We start from the raw sequence: 14,790 nt of genomic DNA, 5'->3' as shown, positions 1-14,790 counted from the left end.
TGAATAAAAATAGTTCAAATCTTATAAAGATTTGAACTATTTTTTAATATGATTCAGAAACGTCAATCTTTTCTTGTGCAGAGAAGTCATCGTTAGGATAACGACGCTTTAAGGCTTTGATTAAGATATGTTTTGCGATGATATTATTTCTAGCTAGGATAGGGCCGTGGAAGTAAGTGCAGTAAACATTTTTGAAAATTGCACCTTCAGCCTGATCGGAACCATTGTTACCATAACCCTGTTCAACGTCACCTAAAGGGCGTTCGCCATCACCTGTATAAGTTACACCTTGATGATTTTCGAAGCCATGGTAAACCTCACCGGTCTCTTTATTCTTAATCTTGATGTCACCGATGAAACGGTTATCATCTTGTTGTTCTGTATAGTGATCTAATACGCCGATACCAGGTATCTTATTTCCTTCGGCATCAATGTAATATTTACCAAGAAGTTGGTAACCACCACAGATGGCTAACAAACAACCATCTGAATCAATGAATTTTTTGATTTCATCTTTTTTAGTTTGGAAGTCTTTTGAAACAATGCTTTGTTCAAAATCTTGTCCACCACCGAAAACGGCGATGTCATAGTCGTCGGACTTGAAGTCTTCATCTAAACTAACGACTTTTGATTCTACATTAATACCCATTTTCTTTCCATAGTATTTAAGAACTAAGATATTTCCTAAATCACCATAGGTATTCATTAAATCACCATATAAGTGGGCAATGTGTAATGTATATTCTTTGGTCATTATTCCATACCTCCCTTAATATAACCTTTTTCCGCAAAGTCTTTTCTTAATTGAAGCATTGCAGTGTAGGTAGCTAAGATATAAACCTTCTTAGTTGGTAGATTAGGGATTTCTTCAACTACCTTTTCTAGATTAGGTTGAACTTCATGAATGTTTTCATCAACACCAGCAACTTTAAATCTAAAGGTAATATCCTTATATCTTTCACCACCGGTGATAAACTTCTTGATTGGCATATTAGTGAAGCGTTCAAATTCACCGTCCCAAATCCAACTAGTATCAATTCCATCAGCATAGTTGGCATTTAATAAGCAGATTAGTGAGAAGTCATCTTGTTCTTTGGAGATAGTATCGATGACTTGGTTTAGTCCAACAGGGTTCTTAACTAATACTAATGTGGTTTCCTTACCATCAACATTGATTAGTTCTTGGCGACCAAAGACACGTTCATTAGCAGTAAATGCTTGAGCGATATCTTTTGGTTCAACGTCAAGGAAGCGCCCAACTGAATAAGCAGCTGACGCGTTGTAAATGTTGTAAACTCCACCAATACCAATTGATAGATCTTGACCATCGACAGTGAAGTCAGATGAGTTTGGAGTTAATGCGCCAAGTTTAGTTAATTCATGAGTTAGTTTTGGACGCTTGAAACCACAATGCTCACAGAAATAGTTACCTAAGTTGGCATAACTAATGTAGTGGTAGTGCAAGATGTTTTGACATACCGGGCATAAGACACCGTCGGTATTTGGTTCTGCCTTGAAATTATCGCTGTCATCGTGATTTTTAAAACCATAGTAAATTTTAGGGTTAGGCAAATCAACAGAGTTAAAGATTGGAGCATCACCATTGGCGATAATAGTAGCATTTGGTGCTAATTTAACTCCATCAATAATCTTCTTGTAGGTAGTATAGATTTCGCCATAACGATCCATTTGATCGCGGAAGATGTTGGTGAAGACAAAGGCGATTGGTTGAACGTACTTAGTCAATTTAATAACATTTGCTTCATCGACTTCTAAGACAGCAAGTGAACGATTGGTCTTAGGGTTTTTAGCTTTTAGAAATGTAGTTACTAGACCTTGTTCCATGTTAGAACCAGATGGATTAGTAACGACGTTTTGATATTTTTGTTTTAGCACTTGAACAGTAAGTGCAGTGGTTAGGGTTTTTCCATTAGTACCAGTAACCACGATAATGTCATAGTTTTGACCTAGATGTTTTAAAATCGCTGGATCAATTGCTGTGGTAATCTTACCAGGAAGAGAACTTCCTCCATTCATAAAGGTATGTAAAAACCAGTATGAAGACTTACCAGCAAAAGTCGCAAATTCGCTTCTTATAGACATTGCTTGTACTCCTTAATTAATTAATACACAAAATTTTATCATACTTTACTATTATAGACCGAATAATTGCATTATTTCAGTAAAATGATGTAAATTCTTTGGAACTGTCGAAATTAATTCGTAAATCAGCTATAATAATAAATGAAAAAATACAGAAAGCGAGTTTAATCATGGCACAACTATATTATCGCTACGGGGCAATGAACAGTGGAAAGTCCATTGAAATCATCAAAGTTGCTCATAATTATGAAGAACAAGGTAAATCTGTCGTAATCATGACAAGTGCATTGGACACAAGGGAAGAAAGAGGTACCGTTGCCTCCCGAGTAGGATTGAGTAGAGGTGCACATGTGATTGAAACGAATTCTGATTGCTTTGAAATGGTCAAGGAAATTGACCCAGATGCTAGTTGTATCTTAATTGACGAAGCCCAATTTTTGACTAAGGCTCACGTCTTACAACTGGCAAAAATTGTCGATGAGTTATCGATTCCGGTAATCGCATTTGGTTTAAAAAATGACTTTCAAAACAAGTTATTTGAGGGATCAGAAGCATTATTATTATATGCTGACAAGATTGAAGAAATGAAGACAATTTGTTGGTTCTGTGGTCGTAAAGCCACAATGAACCTTCGCTTTCATGACAATCAACCAGTATATGAAGGTGAACAAATTCAAGTAGGTGGAAACGAATCATACTACCCAGTATGTCGTAAGCATTATTTCAACCCACCTTTGGACGAAATGGGAAAGTGAGGAATAATTAATGGATGAAATATTTGAAAAGCTGCAATCAGTAGTTGATCGATACGATGAACTAAACGAATTGATCAGTGACCCAGAAGTTATCGCGGATACAAAACGTTTCATGGAACTATCTAAAGAAGAAGGTAGTTTAAGAGAAGTTGTTGCAGCTTACAACAAGTACAAGGATGTTGTCTCACAACTAGAAGACGACAAGGCCATGCTTGCTGAAAAGCTAGACGATGACATGAATGAAATGGTTAAGAGTGAAATTAGTGAATTAGAACCACAGAAGGCTGAACTTGAAGAACAAATCAAGATTATGCTATTACCTAAGGACCCTAATGATGACAAGAACATTATCATGGAAATTCATGGTGCTGCTGGTGGGGATGAAGGTAGCTTGTTTGCTGCTGACTTATACAATATGTACATTCGTTATGCAGAAAGCCAAGGCTGGAAGACATCAATCATTGATGAAAGCGACACTGAAGTTGGTGGTTTTAAGGAAATTGCCATCATGATTCAAGGTGAAAATGTTTATTCTAAGTTGAAGTTTGAAAACGGTGCTCATCGTGTACAACGTGTTCCTTCAACTGAATCAGCTGGTCGTATTCATACTTCTACTGCTACCGTTGGTGTTATGCCAGAGGCTGAAGATGTTGATATAGATATTGATCCAAAAGATATTAAGACTGATGTTTACCGTGCATCTGGTGCCGGTGGACAACACGTTAACAAAACTTCATCAGCTGTTAGAATGACCCACTTGCCAACAGGAATTGTTGTTGCCATGCAAGATGAACGTTCACAACAACAAAACCGTGCTAAAGCAATGCAAGTATTGAAGTCACGTGTTTATGATTATTACCAACAACAAGAAGAAGATAAATACGATGCTGAAAGAAAGTCAGCTGTTGGTACTGGTGATCGTTCAGAAAGAATTAGAACTTACAACTATCCACAAAACCGTGTTACTGATCACCGTATTGGTTTAACTGTTAACAAGTTGGATAAGGTTATGAATGGTGACTTAGACGATATTATTGATGCATTGATTCTATCTGACCAAACTGCCAAGTTGGAGCAACTAAAGAATGACTAATATGACTTATTTTGAAGCCCAGAAGAGGGCTTCTTTTCTTATATCGGAAAAAAACTTAGATCAAGAAACTGCTAAATTATTTTTGATGGAAATGTTTGGCTTTGATAATACACACTTGTTATTGCATTACCGCGACACAATGAATCCTGCAGACGTTGAAAAATACTTTAACTGGATTTATCAATATCTGGATGGTCAGCCAGCTCAATATATTATCGGTGAAACAGAGTTTTATGGTAATCGTTTTAAAGTCGATGATAGAGTTCTAATTCCACGCCCCGAAACTGAGGAATTAGTTGAGTGGTTGTTAACCGATTTTGCCAATCGAAAAGAGCTTAAAGTACTTGATATGGGAACAGGAAGTGGTGCAATTGCCATCTCAATCAGCAAGAAACACCCAGAATGGCAAGTAGATGCTGCTGACATCTCCTCAAAAGCCTTAGAAGTAGCGGATTTCAACAACAAAATGAACAAAACCAACGTTAGGTTCATAGAGAGTGATTTGTTTAGTGCTATAACCGAAGATTATGACGTAATAATCAGCAATCCTCCTTATATTTCCGAAGATGAAATTAAATATATGGATGAAAGTGTAATAGAACACGAACCAAAAGAAGCATTATTTGCCAAAAATAATGGCTTATTTATGTATCAAAAAATCGCAGATTATATTAGAATAAAGAAGGATACTTTTCACGGTAGTTTATATCTTGAAATTGGATTTAAGCAGACCGAATCAGTTACCAATATTTTTACCGAATTAATTCCAGGATGCGAGGTCACCAATCGTGATGACTTTTTCGGTAATCCGAGAATGATTCGAGTTAATTATTAGGGGGGATGTATTTATTTATGGACACAAAGATATACACTGCAGATGATTTATCTGACGCTGCTAAAGATATCGCGGATGGAAAATTAGTTTCTTTTCCAACTGAAACGGTATATGGTTTAGGAGCTGATGCAACTAATGAAGATGCTGTTAAGCAAGTTTACGCGGCTAAAGGACGTCCAAGTGATAATCCTTTAATCGTCCATGTTGACGGCCCAGAAATGGTTGAAAGATACGCACAACCATTGTCTGATGAGGCAAAGAAGCTAATTGATACATTTTGGCCTGGACCATTAACTATTATTTTTAATTTGAAAGACAATGTATTATCTAAAACCGTTACCGGTGGATTAGATACTGCAGCATTTAGAAATCCTAATAATGAGGTTACACTATCATTGATTAGAGAAGCAGGGGTACCAATTGTTGGCCCATCTGCGAACACATCTGGGAAACCCAGTCCTACTTTGGCAAAACATGTTTATCATGATTTAAAAGGTAAGATTGCAGGGATCTTAGATGATGGAGAATGTCAATACGGTGTTGAATCCACTGTCTTGGATATGTCGACTGATCAACCTGCCATATTAAGACCGGGTGCTATTTCAGCCGAACAAATCGAAGAAATTATTAATAAACCAGTGCTAGACGAACGAGTTCATCTATCTGATAGTCAAATTCCAAAGGCACCTGGAATGAAGTACAAACATTACGCACCATCAGCACAAGTCTATATTGTAGACGCTATTAGCGACTTCAAAGAAGCTGCTAAATGGGCATCTAAACAAGATCATACTGTTGGAGTCATGGCAATTGATACTGTTTTAAATGATGTTGATTGGCCTGATAATGTTGAAACATTTTCATTAGGAGATACCGTCTTATCAGCAAGTCATGCCTTGTTTGCAGGACTAAGACATTTTGACAATGAAAAAGAAGTAAAATCAATATTGACGCAAGGTTTTGCAAATCAAGGCATTGGTGAAGCATATATGAACAGATTGAATAAATCTGCTGGACAAAAACATTTTAATAAATAGTTACGTAAATTTTGAGGGGGCACTTCTATCATGAAATACGATTACCAAAATGAAGACAAAGAATTATGGGATGTAATTAAGAATGAACAAACTCGTCAAGAAAACACAATTGAGCTAATTGCGTCAGAAAACATTGCATCAAACGCTGTAATGGCTGCGCAAGGTTCTGTTTTAACTAACAAATACGCCGAAGGATATCCTGGTAAAAGATACTACGGTGGTTGTGAATTTGTAGATAAATCAGAAACTTTAGCGATTGAACGTGCTAAGAAGTTATTTGGGGCTGAATATGTTAATGTTCAACCACATTCAGGTTCACAAGCTAACCAAGCTGTTTACTCAGCATTTTTGAAGCCTGGAGATAAGATTTTAGGGATGGATTTAAATGCCGGTGGTCACTTAACCCACGGTGCTAAGGTAAACTTCTCAGGTAAGATTTACCAATCATTCTCATACGGCCTAGATCCAAAGACTGAACGTCTTAACTACGATGATATCTTAGAAATTGCTAAGGAAGTTCAACCACAAATTATTGTTGCTGGTGCTTCAGCTTACAGCCGTATCATCGACTGGAACAAGTTCAGAGAAATTGCCGACGAAGTTGGCGCATACTTAATGGTAGATATGGCCCACATTGCTGGACTAGTCGCTACCGGATTACATCCAAGTCCTATCGGAATTGCCGATGTCGTAACTACCACCACTCATAAGACTTTAAGAGGCCCTCGTGGTGGAATGATTTTGTCTAACGAAAAATATGCTAAAAAAATTAATTCTGCTATGTTCCCAGGATCACAAGGTGGACCTTTGGAACATGTGATTGCTGGTAAAGCTGCTTGCTTTTTTGAAGACTTGCAACCAGCATTTAAAGAATACTCAAAACAAGTTATTAAAAATGCTGCTGCAATGGCAGATGAATTTAACAATAGTGATACCATTAAAGTAGTATCTGATGGTACAGATAATCATTTGATGGTATTAGATTTAACCAAGACTGAATTGAATGGGAAAGAAGCTCAAATTCTATTAGATTCACTTAAGATTACAACTAATAAGGAAGCAATTCCTGATGAAAAATTAAGTCCATTTGTTACAAGTGGATTAAGATTAGGTACTCCTGCAATTACTTCTAGAGGGTTCGATGAAAAAGATTCACGTAAAGTTGCAAACATGATAACACGTGCAATTGAACATCATGATGATGAAAATATCCTAAATGAAGTAAGAGAAGAAGTATCCCAATTAACCCAATCACATCCAATTTTTGATTAAAGGAGATTAATCATGGGAAAATTTCAAGTAATGAATCATCCATTGATTCAACACAAGTTAACTATTATTAGAAACGAAAATTGTGGGACTAGAGAATTTCGTGAAGTTGTAAATGAAATTGCGTCACTGTTAGCTTTTGAAGTATCTAGAGATATGCCACTAGAAGACGTTGATGTAAAGACACCAGAGGGAATTGCACATGCAAAGCAACTATCTGGTAAGAAGGTTGCGGTTGTGCCCATCCTTCGTGCTGGTATCGGTATGGTTGATGGTATCTTAGATTTAATTCCAGCCGCTAAGGTTGGTCATATCGGTATGTATCGTGATGAAGACACTTTGGAACCTCATGAATACTTTGTGAAATTACCTAGTGATATTGACAAACGTCAAATTTTTGTTGTTGATCCAATGCTTGCTACAGGAGGTTCTGCCATTATGGCAATTGATGCTTTAATCAAGCGTGGTGTCGACGAAAGTAATATTAAATTTGTGTGCTTGGTAGCTGCTCCTGAAGGTGTGGAAGCGCTTCAAAAAGCCCATGGTGATGTAGATATCTATACTGCTGCATTAGATGATCATCTAGAAAACGGTTACATTGTACCTGGATTAGGTGATGCCGGAGATCGTCTATTTGGTACTAAATAAATAAAAATCCATCGTCTTTTTGCGATGGATTTTTTTATTTATTCATAACTTTATACTAAAAGTCTAAGATACATTTTTTACAATTTGTAAAGCATAAATTGTAATTTTTGTAAAAAATGTGTTAAATAACTATTTTATTTTGAAATGAAACCTGAATGGTGGTACTATCTTATTGTATTTTGAAAGAGAAATACATCATCTTAAGAGTTAAAACTATCATTAATTTGATGTTAATGTTTAGTATGCTTAGGTTGCGAAAAGGGGTGATAATCTGTGAATGATCCAATATCCACTTTTAAACTATTTGGACTAACTTTTAATATTGGTAATATGGTTGCTGTTACTGTGGCTGCTGTATTTACATTTTTATTAGTTTTTATCTGTTCAAGAAAGCTACAAGTTATTCCATCAGGAAAGCAAAATTTCCTAGAAATGATTGTAGATTTTACCAACGGAATAGTTAAGGGATCGATTTCAGGATCTGAGGCCAGTGCTTTTGGACTATATGCATTTGTATTATTCTTATTCATCTTCATCTCTAATCAAATGGGATTACTATTCCAAATTGATTATAGCGGTGTTACATATGTTAAGAGTCCAACCGCTGATCCTATTGTAGCTTTGACATTGGCAGCATTGTCATTATCATTAGCTCATTTCTTAGGGGTCTCAAAACTAGGTTTTAAAGGCTACTTCGTAGGAAGCTATTTTAAGCCTTTTAAGTTATTGTTTCCTTTAAACGTTTTCGAAGAGTTAGCTAATTTCTTAACTCTAGGTTTACGTTTATACGGTAATATTTTCGCAGGTGAATTGCTTCTAGGAATGGTTACAAAATTAGCTTTTTCAATGGGAGCACTAAGCTTTATCCCAAGTATCTTCATTGCAATGATTTGGGATGCGTTCTCAATTTTTATTGGGAGTGTTCAAGCATTTGTTTTCGTAACACTAACTTTTGTATACATTTCTCAAAAGCTTCAACCTGAGGAATAATTTTATTTATTATTAAGGAGGATTTACCATGGGTGTAATCGCTGCAGGTATCGCTATGTGTGGTTCCGCTATCGGTGCTGGTATCGGTAACGGTATTGTTGTTTCAAAATTTCTAGAAGGAATGGCTAGACAACCAGAAATGACTGGTCAATTAAGAACTAACATGTTTATTGGTGTTGGTTTGGTCGAAGCTATGCCAATTATTTCACTTGTTCTTTCTCTAGTTTACATGAACAAGTAATAGGAAAAATAATTCTTCTATTCTCAGTTAAGGAGGTGTCAATAGATGCTTTCACATTCATTATTGCCAACTGTCGCTGTGACCGATGGTGGTGGATTGTACTACGGTAATATGATTTTCACCGCGTTTGTATTCATTGTGTTGATGTTGCTTATCATGAAATTCGCATGGAAGCCATTATCAGAAATGATGGAAAAACGTGCTAACAAGATTGCCGATGACATCAATTCTGCAGAAAAGTCACGTAAGGACGCTGAAGATTTAGCAAAGCAACGTGAAGACGCCTTGGCAAAATCTAGAGAAGATGCAACTGGCATTATTAATAATGCTAAACAATCTGCTCAAGTACAAAGTGACCAAATTATCACAACTGCAAGAAACGATGCTCAAAGTATCAAGACTTCTGCTCAAAAAGATATTGAACAAGAACGTAAAGATGCTTTAGCAAACACCAAAAATGATGTGGCCAATTTATCTATTGAAATTGCTTCTAAGATCATTCAAAAAGAATTAAAAGCTGACGATCAAAAGGCATTGATTGATTCTTATATTGAAGGGTTGGGGAAGCAAGATGCTAGATAAAATCACATTCGCAAAACGTTATTCAAAAGCACTTTATGAAGTGCTTGAAGAACAAAATCAAGTTGAAGCCGGTTTGAGTGAATTGTTATCCATCAAACAAGTATTTGATGATAATTCATCACTAAGTCGAGTTTTAACTGATGTAAGCTTTCCAGAAGACAAAAAAGAAAGTTTAATCAAACCTTTGATTGACAATTCTGACGTCGAATATGTTAAGAACCTATTAAAAGTTTTACTAGGTTCTAACAAAATGGATGAATTTACTTTGATTGTGGAAGAATTTGAACATTCTTATAACGAAAAACATAAGATTGTTCATGCTGATGCACTATCTGTAGTTCCTCTATCCGACGAACAAAAGCAAAAACTTACAGACGTCTTCAAGGCGCGTGTAGGTGCCAACGAAGTTATCTTAAATAACAAAGTTGATCAAAGTTTAATCGGTGGTGTAATTCTAAAATCATCGAACGTTATTTTTGATGGAAGTGTTAAGACAAAAATTAACAACATTAAAAAGCTTCTATTGAGTTAATAACAATATCTATCAAAGAGGTGAAACTTTTATGAGCATTAATGCTGAAGAAATCAGTGCTCTAATCAAGCAACAATTATCCGGTTACAAGGATGACCTAGCTGTTGAAGAAACAGGGGTTGTTACCTATGTTGGTGACGGTGTTGCTCGTGCTCATGGTTTAGATAATGCGTTGTCTGGTGAGTTACTTGAATTCGAAAACGGAATCTATGGTATGGCTCAAAACCTTGAAAGTAACGATGTAGGTATTGTTGTTTTAGGTGACTGTACACATATTCGTGAAGGTGCAACTATTAAACGTACCGGTAAAATCATGGAAGTTCCTGTTGGAGAAGAAATGGTGGGTAGAACCATCAACTCATTAGGTCAACCAATTGATGGTAAGGGTGATATCAAGACTGAATCATCTCGTCCTATTGAAAAGAAAGCTCCAGGTATCATGGACAGACAAAGTGTTTCTGAACCATTACAAACTGGTATTAAATCAATCGATGCGTTAGTTCCAATTGGCCGTGGTCAACGTGAATTAATCATCGGTGATAGAAAAACAGGTAAAACTTCAATCGCTGTTGATACAATCTTGAACCAAAAGGATCAAGATATGATTTGTATCTACGTTGCGATTGGACAAAAGGACTCAACTGTCCGTTCACAAGTTGCTACTCTAGAAAAGTTTGGCGCAATGGATTACACAATTGTATTGTCAGCCGGTCCTTCTGAACCTGCTCCATTACTATACATTGCTCCATATGCTGGTGCAGCTATTGGTGAATACTTTATGAACCAAGGTAAGCACGTTTTAATCGTATATGATGATTTAACAAAACAAGCTAACGCTTACCGTGAACTATCACTTATTCTTCGTAGACCTCCTGGTCGTGAAGCATATCCTGGTGATATCTTCTATACCCACTCACGTTTACTAGAACGTGCTGCTAAGTTATCAGACAAATTAGGTGGCGGTTCAATGACTGCTTTACCAATTGTTGAAACACAAGCAGGGGACGTTTCAGCTTACATTCCAACCAACGTTATTTCAATTACTGATGGTCAAATCTTCTTGAATTCAGATATGTTCTATTCAGGAACTCGTCCAGCTATTGATGCTGGTACTTCAGTTTCTCGTGTTGGTGGGGACGCTCAAATTAAAGCAATGAAACAAGTAGCAGGTACTTTGAGACTTGATTTAGCTTCATACCATGAACTACAAGCCTTTGCTCAATTTGGTTCTGACTTGGATGATGCAACACAAGCCAAGTTAAACCGTGGTGCTCGTACAGAAGAAGTTCTAAAACAACCTCTTCACGCTCCACTACCTGTCGAAAAACAAGTACTTATTCTATTTAGTTTGACACATGGTTACCTAGACAGCATTGCTGTTGACGATATCCATCGTTACCAAACTGAACTATTCAACTTCTTCGATGCTTCACACCGTGACTTATTAGATACAATTGTAAACACTGGTAAGTTACCAGAAGGTGATGCTTTAGCAAATGCAGTTGATGAATTTACTAAATCATTCACACCAAGTAAGCAAGAAGAAACACAAAATAACTAGCTTGAAGGATGGTGAGAACTAATGGCTGAATCTATTAATGATGTTAAACATCGTATTGCATCAACCAGAAATACACGTCAAATTACTACTGCCATGCAAATGGTTTCAACTGCGAAGTTAAATCGTATTCAAAAGCATACCAGTAATTATGAGGAATATGTTTCTCGTGTTAAGGCTGTTGTAATGCATTTAGCTCAGTCTCATTTGTTAGACAAAATTAATTCCTCAAGTAATGCATCTGACCATAAGTCTGGTAAGACAGCATACCTAGTTATTACATCTGATCGTGGAATGGTAGGAAGTTATAACAGTAATGTGATTAGAGAAACTAATAACTTTATTGAAGAACATACTCCAAATCCTGACGATTACATGATTTTAGCTGTAGGTGGAAATGGTGCTGATTTTTATAAGAACCGTAATGTAAACGTGGCTTATGAATATCGTGGCGTTTCAGATATTCCAACATTTGCTGAAGTTAGAGAAATCGTTAAGACCGCAAACTCAATGTTTGAAGATGGTGTGTTTGATAAGTTATATGTTTGCTACACACACTTTGTTAACCGTATTTCTTCAACTTTTAGAGCTGAAAAAATGCTACCAATGGATAGCGAAGCATTTGAAGAAGAATCAAGCAAAGATATTAAGGCACATGATTTTAGCGCTGAATATGAAATTGAACCAGATGAATCTGCTGTGTTGAAGGTTGTATTACCCCAATACGCACAAAGTTTAGTATTTGGAGCAATCCTTGATGCTAAGACTTCAGAACATTCATCTAGTTCAACTGCTATGCAATCTGCTTCAGATAATGCATCAGATCTTATTTCTAGATTAGAACTACAATATAACCGTGCAAGACAAGCTGCAATTACTACCGAAATTACTGAAATTGTCGGTGGTCAAGAAGCTTTGAAGCACTAAAATGACGGGAGGAATTAACGAAAATGAGTACTGGTAAGATTATTCAAGTTATTGGACCAGTCGTTGACGTTGAATTCCCAACGGACGTTGAATTACCTGACATCAACACCGCTCTTCGTGTACACAAAGATGATAATGAAACTTTAGTTACAGAAGTAACCCTTGAATTAGGTGACGGTGTAGTTAGAACTATCGCCATGGATGGAACTGACGGTTTACGTCGTGGAATGGAAGTTGAAAATACTAAAGCTCCTATTTCAGTTCCTGTTGGTGAAAACACTCTAGGTCGTGTATTCAACGTTCTTGGTGAACCAATTGATGGTGGTCCTGAATTTGGCGACGATACAGAACGTTGGCCAATTCATAGACAAGCTCCAAGTTACGATCAATTAAATCCATCTGCAGAAATTCTAGAAACCGGTATTAAAGTTATCGATTTACTAGCACCATACATTCGTGGTGGTAAGGTTGGATTGTTCGGTGGTGCCGGAGTTGGTAAAACTGTTTTAATTCAAGAATTAATTCATAATATTGCTCAAGGACATAACGGTATCTCAGTATTCACCGGTGTTGGTGAACGTACTCGTGAAGGTAACGATATGTACTTTGAAATGAAAGGTTCAGGTGTCTTGGACAAGACAGCCATGGTATATGGTCAAATGAACGAGCCACCTGGAGCACGTATGCGTGTTGCTTTAACTGGTTTGACTATTGCGGAATACTTCCGTGATGAAGTTGGTACCGATGTTCTATTATTCATCGATAACATCTTTAGATTTACTCAAGCTGGTACTGAAGTTTCCGCATTATTAGGTCGTATTCCATCAGCCGTAGGTTACCAACCTACATTGGCTACTGAAATGGGTCAATTGCAAGAACGTATCACTTCAACTAAGAATGGTGCGATTACTTCAATTCAAGCCGTTTACGTTCCTGCCGATGATTACACCGACCCTGCTCCTGCAACTACTTTCGCTCACTTGGATGCAACAACTAACTTGGAACGTTCATTAACTCAACAAGGTATCTACCCAGCCGTTGATCCATTGGCATCAACATCAGCTGCACTAGATCCATCAATTGTTGGTGAAGAACACTACAAGGTTGCAACTGAAGTACAACAAGTATTGCAAAGATACCATGAACTTCAAGATATCATTTCTATCTTAGGTATGGATGAATTATCTGACGAAGAAAAGACTATTGTTGGTCGTGCACGTCGTATTCAATTCTTCCTATCACAAAGCTTTAGTGTTGCTGAAACATTTACTGGTTTACCAGGTAGATATGTTCCAGTTGCCAAGACTGTTGAAAGTTTCAAAGCTATCTTAGATGGTAAGTATGATGATCTTCCTGAAGATGCATTTAGAAACTGTGGACCTATTGAAGACGTAGTTGAAAATGCTAAAAAAATGAAGCAAAACAACTAAGGAGGGTTCTAATTGGCTGATAACAACTCAGTATTAACCGTTAGTATCGTTACTCCTGATGGTAAGGTATATGAACGTGAAGATGCTCGCTTGGTTATTGTTAGAACCAAGAGTGGTCAATTAGGAATTATGCCTAATCATGTTCCCGTAATAGCTTCATTGGAAGTTGACGAAGTAAAAGTAAAATCCGGTTCAGATGTAGATGAAATTGCTGTTAACGGTGGTTTCGTTGAATTCTCAAACAATAACTTAACTGTTATTGCTGATAGTGCCGAAAAGCAAGGGGATATCGACGTTGATCGTGCCGCTGCTGCGAGAGACCGTGCTCAAAAAGCATTGGAAATCGCTAGACAAAAGCATGATAACCAAGAAATCCTAAGAAACCAAGTTGCTTTGAGAAGAGCTATTAACCGAATTCATGTTGCTAAACATTAAGAAAGAGGTCTGCATTTTTTATGCAGACCTTTTTTTATACATAAATAAAAAACAAATTAATAAATACTTAGTAAAGATTAGAAAGACAAAAAGCATTTTTTATGTTATAGTTGCTATAAAGAATGGAGATATTATGGAATCATCAAATATTAATTCTTTCTTAGATTTAGCTATCCAATTATTTTTTATTGGATTAGCTTTTTGGAGTTTAAATGATATTCATCTAGAAAGATATGTCAAAATGCACATTAATCAGTACCGAATTTTAATAATTCTATTATCTATCTGTATTGGATATGTGTCGGGATCTTTCTTTATATGGATAATAAACATTACAATAAATCATTAAAATTGA

17 protein-coding genes are annotated in these 14,790 nt (G+C 36.6%); 15 read left to right on the top strand and 2 right to left on the bottom strand.

Annotated features, from left to right (window positions below; genetic code table 11):
• Positions 1-43: 43 nt before the first annotated feature.
• Both FD688_RS03300 and FD688_RS03295 read right to left on the bottom strand, forming a co-directional pair.
• Positions 44-754, bottom strand: coding sequence for a type 1 glutamine amidotransferase (locus FD688_RS03300; RefSeq protein ID WP_138741775.1), 711 nt, complete (start codon positions 752-754; stop codon positions 44-46).
• A complete protein-coding gene (locus tag FD688_RS03295; protein WP_138741774.1) occupies positions 754-2,103 on the bottom strand; it encodes a Mur ligase family protein in 1,350 nt (449 codons plus the stop codon). Before FD688_RS03295 ends, FD688_RS03300 begins: the two co-directional genes overlap by 1 nt.
• A 170-nt stretch (positions 2,104-2,273) precedes the next feature.
• On the opposite strand from FD688_RS03295, the gene FD688_RS03290 reads away from it, so the two are divergent.
• The 15 genes from FD688_RS03290 to FD688_RS07450 all read left to right on the top strand — a co-directional run bounded on the left by FD688_RS03290 (position 2,274) and on the right by FD688_RS07450 (position 14,784).
• Entirely contained in the window at positions 2,274-2,858 is a 585-nt protein-coding gene (locus FD688_RS03290) for a thymidine kinase (RefSeq protein ID WP_138741773.1), read from the top strand.
• Positions 2,859-2,868: 10 nt separating this feature from the next.
• A complete protein-coding gene (gene prfA, locus FD688_RS03285; protein WP_138741772.1) occupies positions 2,869-3,951 on the top strand; it encodes a peptide chain release factor 1 in 1,083 nt (360 codons plus the stop codon).
• Entirely contained in the window at positions 3,944-4,786 is an 843-nt protein-coding gene (prmC, locus tag FD688_RS03280) for a peptide chain release factor N(5)-glutamine methyltransferase (RefSeq protein ID WP_138741771.1), read from the top strand. Before prfA ends, prmC begins: the two co-directional genes overlap by 8 nt.
• A gap of 17 nt (positions 4,787-4,803) precedes the next feature.
• Positions 4,804-5,823: an L-threonylcarbamoyladenylate synthase gene (locus tag FD688_RS03275; protein ID WP_138741770.1), complete on the top strand. Its 1,020-nt coding sequence runs from the start codon at positions 4,804-4,806 to the stop codon at positions 5,821-5,823.
• 30 nt (positions 5,824-5,853) lie between these two features.
• On the top strand, positions 5,854-7,095 hold the full coding sequence (glyA, locus tag FD688_RS03270; protein ID WP_138741769.1) for a serine hydroxymethyltransferase: 1,242 nt from the start codon (positions 5,854-5,856) through the stop codon (positions 7,093-7,095).
• A 12-nt stretch (positions 7,096-7,107) separates the two neighbouring features.
• Positions 7,108-7,740: a uracil phosphoribosyltransferase gene (gene upp, locus FD688_RS03265; protein WP_034532064.1), complete on the top strand. Its 633-nt coding sequence runs from the start codon at positions 7,108-7,110 to the stop codon at positions 7,738-7,740.
• A gap of 273 nt (positions 7,741-8,013) precedes the next feature.
• Positions 8,014-8,730: a F0F1 ATP synthase subunit A gene (gene atpB / locus FD688_RS03260; RefSeq protein ID WP_034532065.1), complete on the top strand. Its 717-nt coding sequence runs from the start codon at positions 8,014-8,016 to the stop codon at positions 8,728-8,730.
• Between the two features lie 28 nt (positions 8,731-8,758).
• Positions 8,759-8,971, top strand: coding sequence for a F0F1 ATP synthase subunit C (atpE, locus tag FD688_RS03255; protein ID WP_034532067.1), 213 nt, complete (start codon positions 8,759-8,761; stop codon positions 8,969-8,971).
• A gap of 45 nt (positions 8,972-9,016) precedes the next feature.
• A complete protein-coding gene (gene atpF, locus FD688_RS03250) occupies positions 9,017-9,553 on the top strand; it encodes a F0F1 ATP synthase subunit B (protein ID WP_034532069.1) in 537 nt (178 codons plus the stop codon).
• Positions 9,543-10,085 (top strand): ATP synthase F1 subunit delta, encoded by a 543-nt coding sequence (gene atpH, locus FD688_RS03245; RefSeq protein WP_053795281.1) that lies wholly within the window; start codon positions 9,543-9,545, stop codon positions 10,083-10,085. The genes atpF and atpH overlap by 11 nt, the downstream gene beginning before the upstream one ends.
• A gap of 31 nt (positions 10,086-10,116) precedes the next feature.
• On the top strand, positions 10,117-11,646 hold the full coding sequence (gene atpA / locus FD688_RS03240) for a F0F1 ATP synthase subunit alpha (protein ID WP_034532072.1): 1,530 nt from the start codon (positions 10,117-10,119) through the stop codon (positions 11,644-11,646).
• Between the two features lie 21 nt (positions 11,647-11,667).
• A complete protein-coding gene (locus FD688_RS03235; protein WP_034532074.1) occupies positions 11,668-12,570 on the top strand; it encodes a F0F1 ATP synthase subunit gamma in 903 nt (300 codons plus the stop codon).
• A gap of 23 nt (positions 12,571-12,593) precedes the next feature.
• A complete protein-coding gene (gene atpD / locus FD688_RS03230; protein ID WP_034532076.1) occupies positions 12,594-14,000 on the top strand; it encodes a F0F1 ATP synthase subunit beta in 1,407 nt (468 codons plus the stop codon).
• Between the two features lie 12 nt (positions 14,001-14,012).
• Positions 14,013-14,435, top strand: coding sequence for a F0F1 ATP synthase subunit epsilon (locus FD688_RS03225; protein WP_034532079.1), 423 nt, complete (start codon positions 14,013-14,015; stop codon positions 14,433-14,435).
• Complete coding sequence (locus tag FD688_RS07450) at positions 14,419-14,784, top strand: DUF1146 domain-containing protein (protein ID WP_318530872.1); 366 nt, start codon at positions 14,419-14,421, stop codon at positions 14,782-14,784. Before FD688_RS03225 ends, FD688_RS07450 begins: the two co-directional genes overlap by 17 nt.
• Positions 14,785-14,790: the final 6 nt, after the last annotated feature.

This window comes from Apilactobacillus kunkeei, assembly GCF_005930975.1.
Lineage (GTDB): Bacteria > Bacillota > Bacilli > Lactobacillales > Lactobacillaceae > Apilactobacillus > Apilactobacillus kunkeei_E.
The sequence above is the reverse complement of the archived record's forward strand: the minus strand, read 5'-3'. Positions and strand labels throughout refer to the sequence as shown.

Excerpts from the sequence above, each read along its gene's own strand:
- glyA (WP_138741769.1), top strand. The coding sequence starts at position 5,854 with ATGAAATACGATTACCAAAATGAAGACAAAGAATTATGGGATGTAATT.
- atpF (WP_034532069.1), top strand. The coding sequence starts at position 9,017 with ATGCTTTCACATTCATTATTGCCAACTGTCGCTGTGACCGATGGTGGT.
- FD688_RS07450 (WP_318530872.1), top strand. The coding sequence starts at position 14,419 with ATGTTGCTAAACATTAAGAAAGAGGTCTGCATTTTTTATGCAGACCTT.
- atpH (WP_053795281.1), top strand. The coding sequence starts at position 9,543 with ATGCTAGATAAAATCACATTCGCAAAACGTTATTCAAAAGCACTTTAT.
- FD688_RS03295 (WP_138741774.1), bottom strand. The coding sequence starts at position 2,103 with ATGTCTATAAGAAGCGAATTTGCGACTTTTGCTGGTAAGTCTTCATAC.
- upp (WP_034532064.1), top strand. The coding sequence starts at position 7,108 with ATGGGAAAATTTCAAGTAATGAATCATCCATTGATTCAACACAAGTTA.
- prmC (WP_138741771.1), top strand. The coding sequence starts at position 3,944 with ATGACTAATATGACTTATTTTGAAGCCCAGAAGAGGGCTTCTTTTCTT.
- prfA (WP_138741772.1), top strand. The coding sequence starts at position 2,869 with ATGGATGAAATATTTGAAAAGCTGCAATCAGTAGTTGATCGATACGAT.
- atpA (WP_034532072.1), top strand. The coding sequence starts at position 10,117 with ATGAGCATTAATGCTGAAGAAATCAGTGCTCTAATCAAGCAACAATTA.
- FD688_RS03300 (WP_138741775.1), bottom strand. The coding sequence starts at position 754 with ATGACCAAAGAATATACATTACACATTGCCCACTTATATGGTGATTTA.
- atpD (WP_034532076.1), top strand. The coding sequence starts at position 12,594 with ATGAGTACTGGTAAGATTATTCAAGTTATTGGACCAGTCGTTGACGTT.
- atpE (WP_034532067.1), top strand. The coding sequence starts at position 8,759 with ATGGGTGTAATCGCTGCAGGTATCGCTATGTGTGGTTCCGCTATCGGT.
- FD688_RS03235 (WP_034532074.1), top strand. The coding sequence starts at position 11,668 with ATGGCTGAATCTATTAATGATGTTAAACATCGTATTGCATCAACCAGA.
- FD688_RS03290 (WP_138741773.1), top strand. The coding sequence starts at position 2,274 with ATGGCACAACTATATTATCGCTACGGGGCAATGAACAGTGGAAAGTCC.
- FD688_RS03275 (WP_138741770.1), top strand. The coding sequence starts at position 4,804 with ATGGACACAAAGATATACACTGCAGATGATTTATCTGACGCTGCTAAA.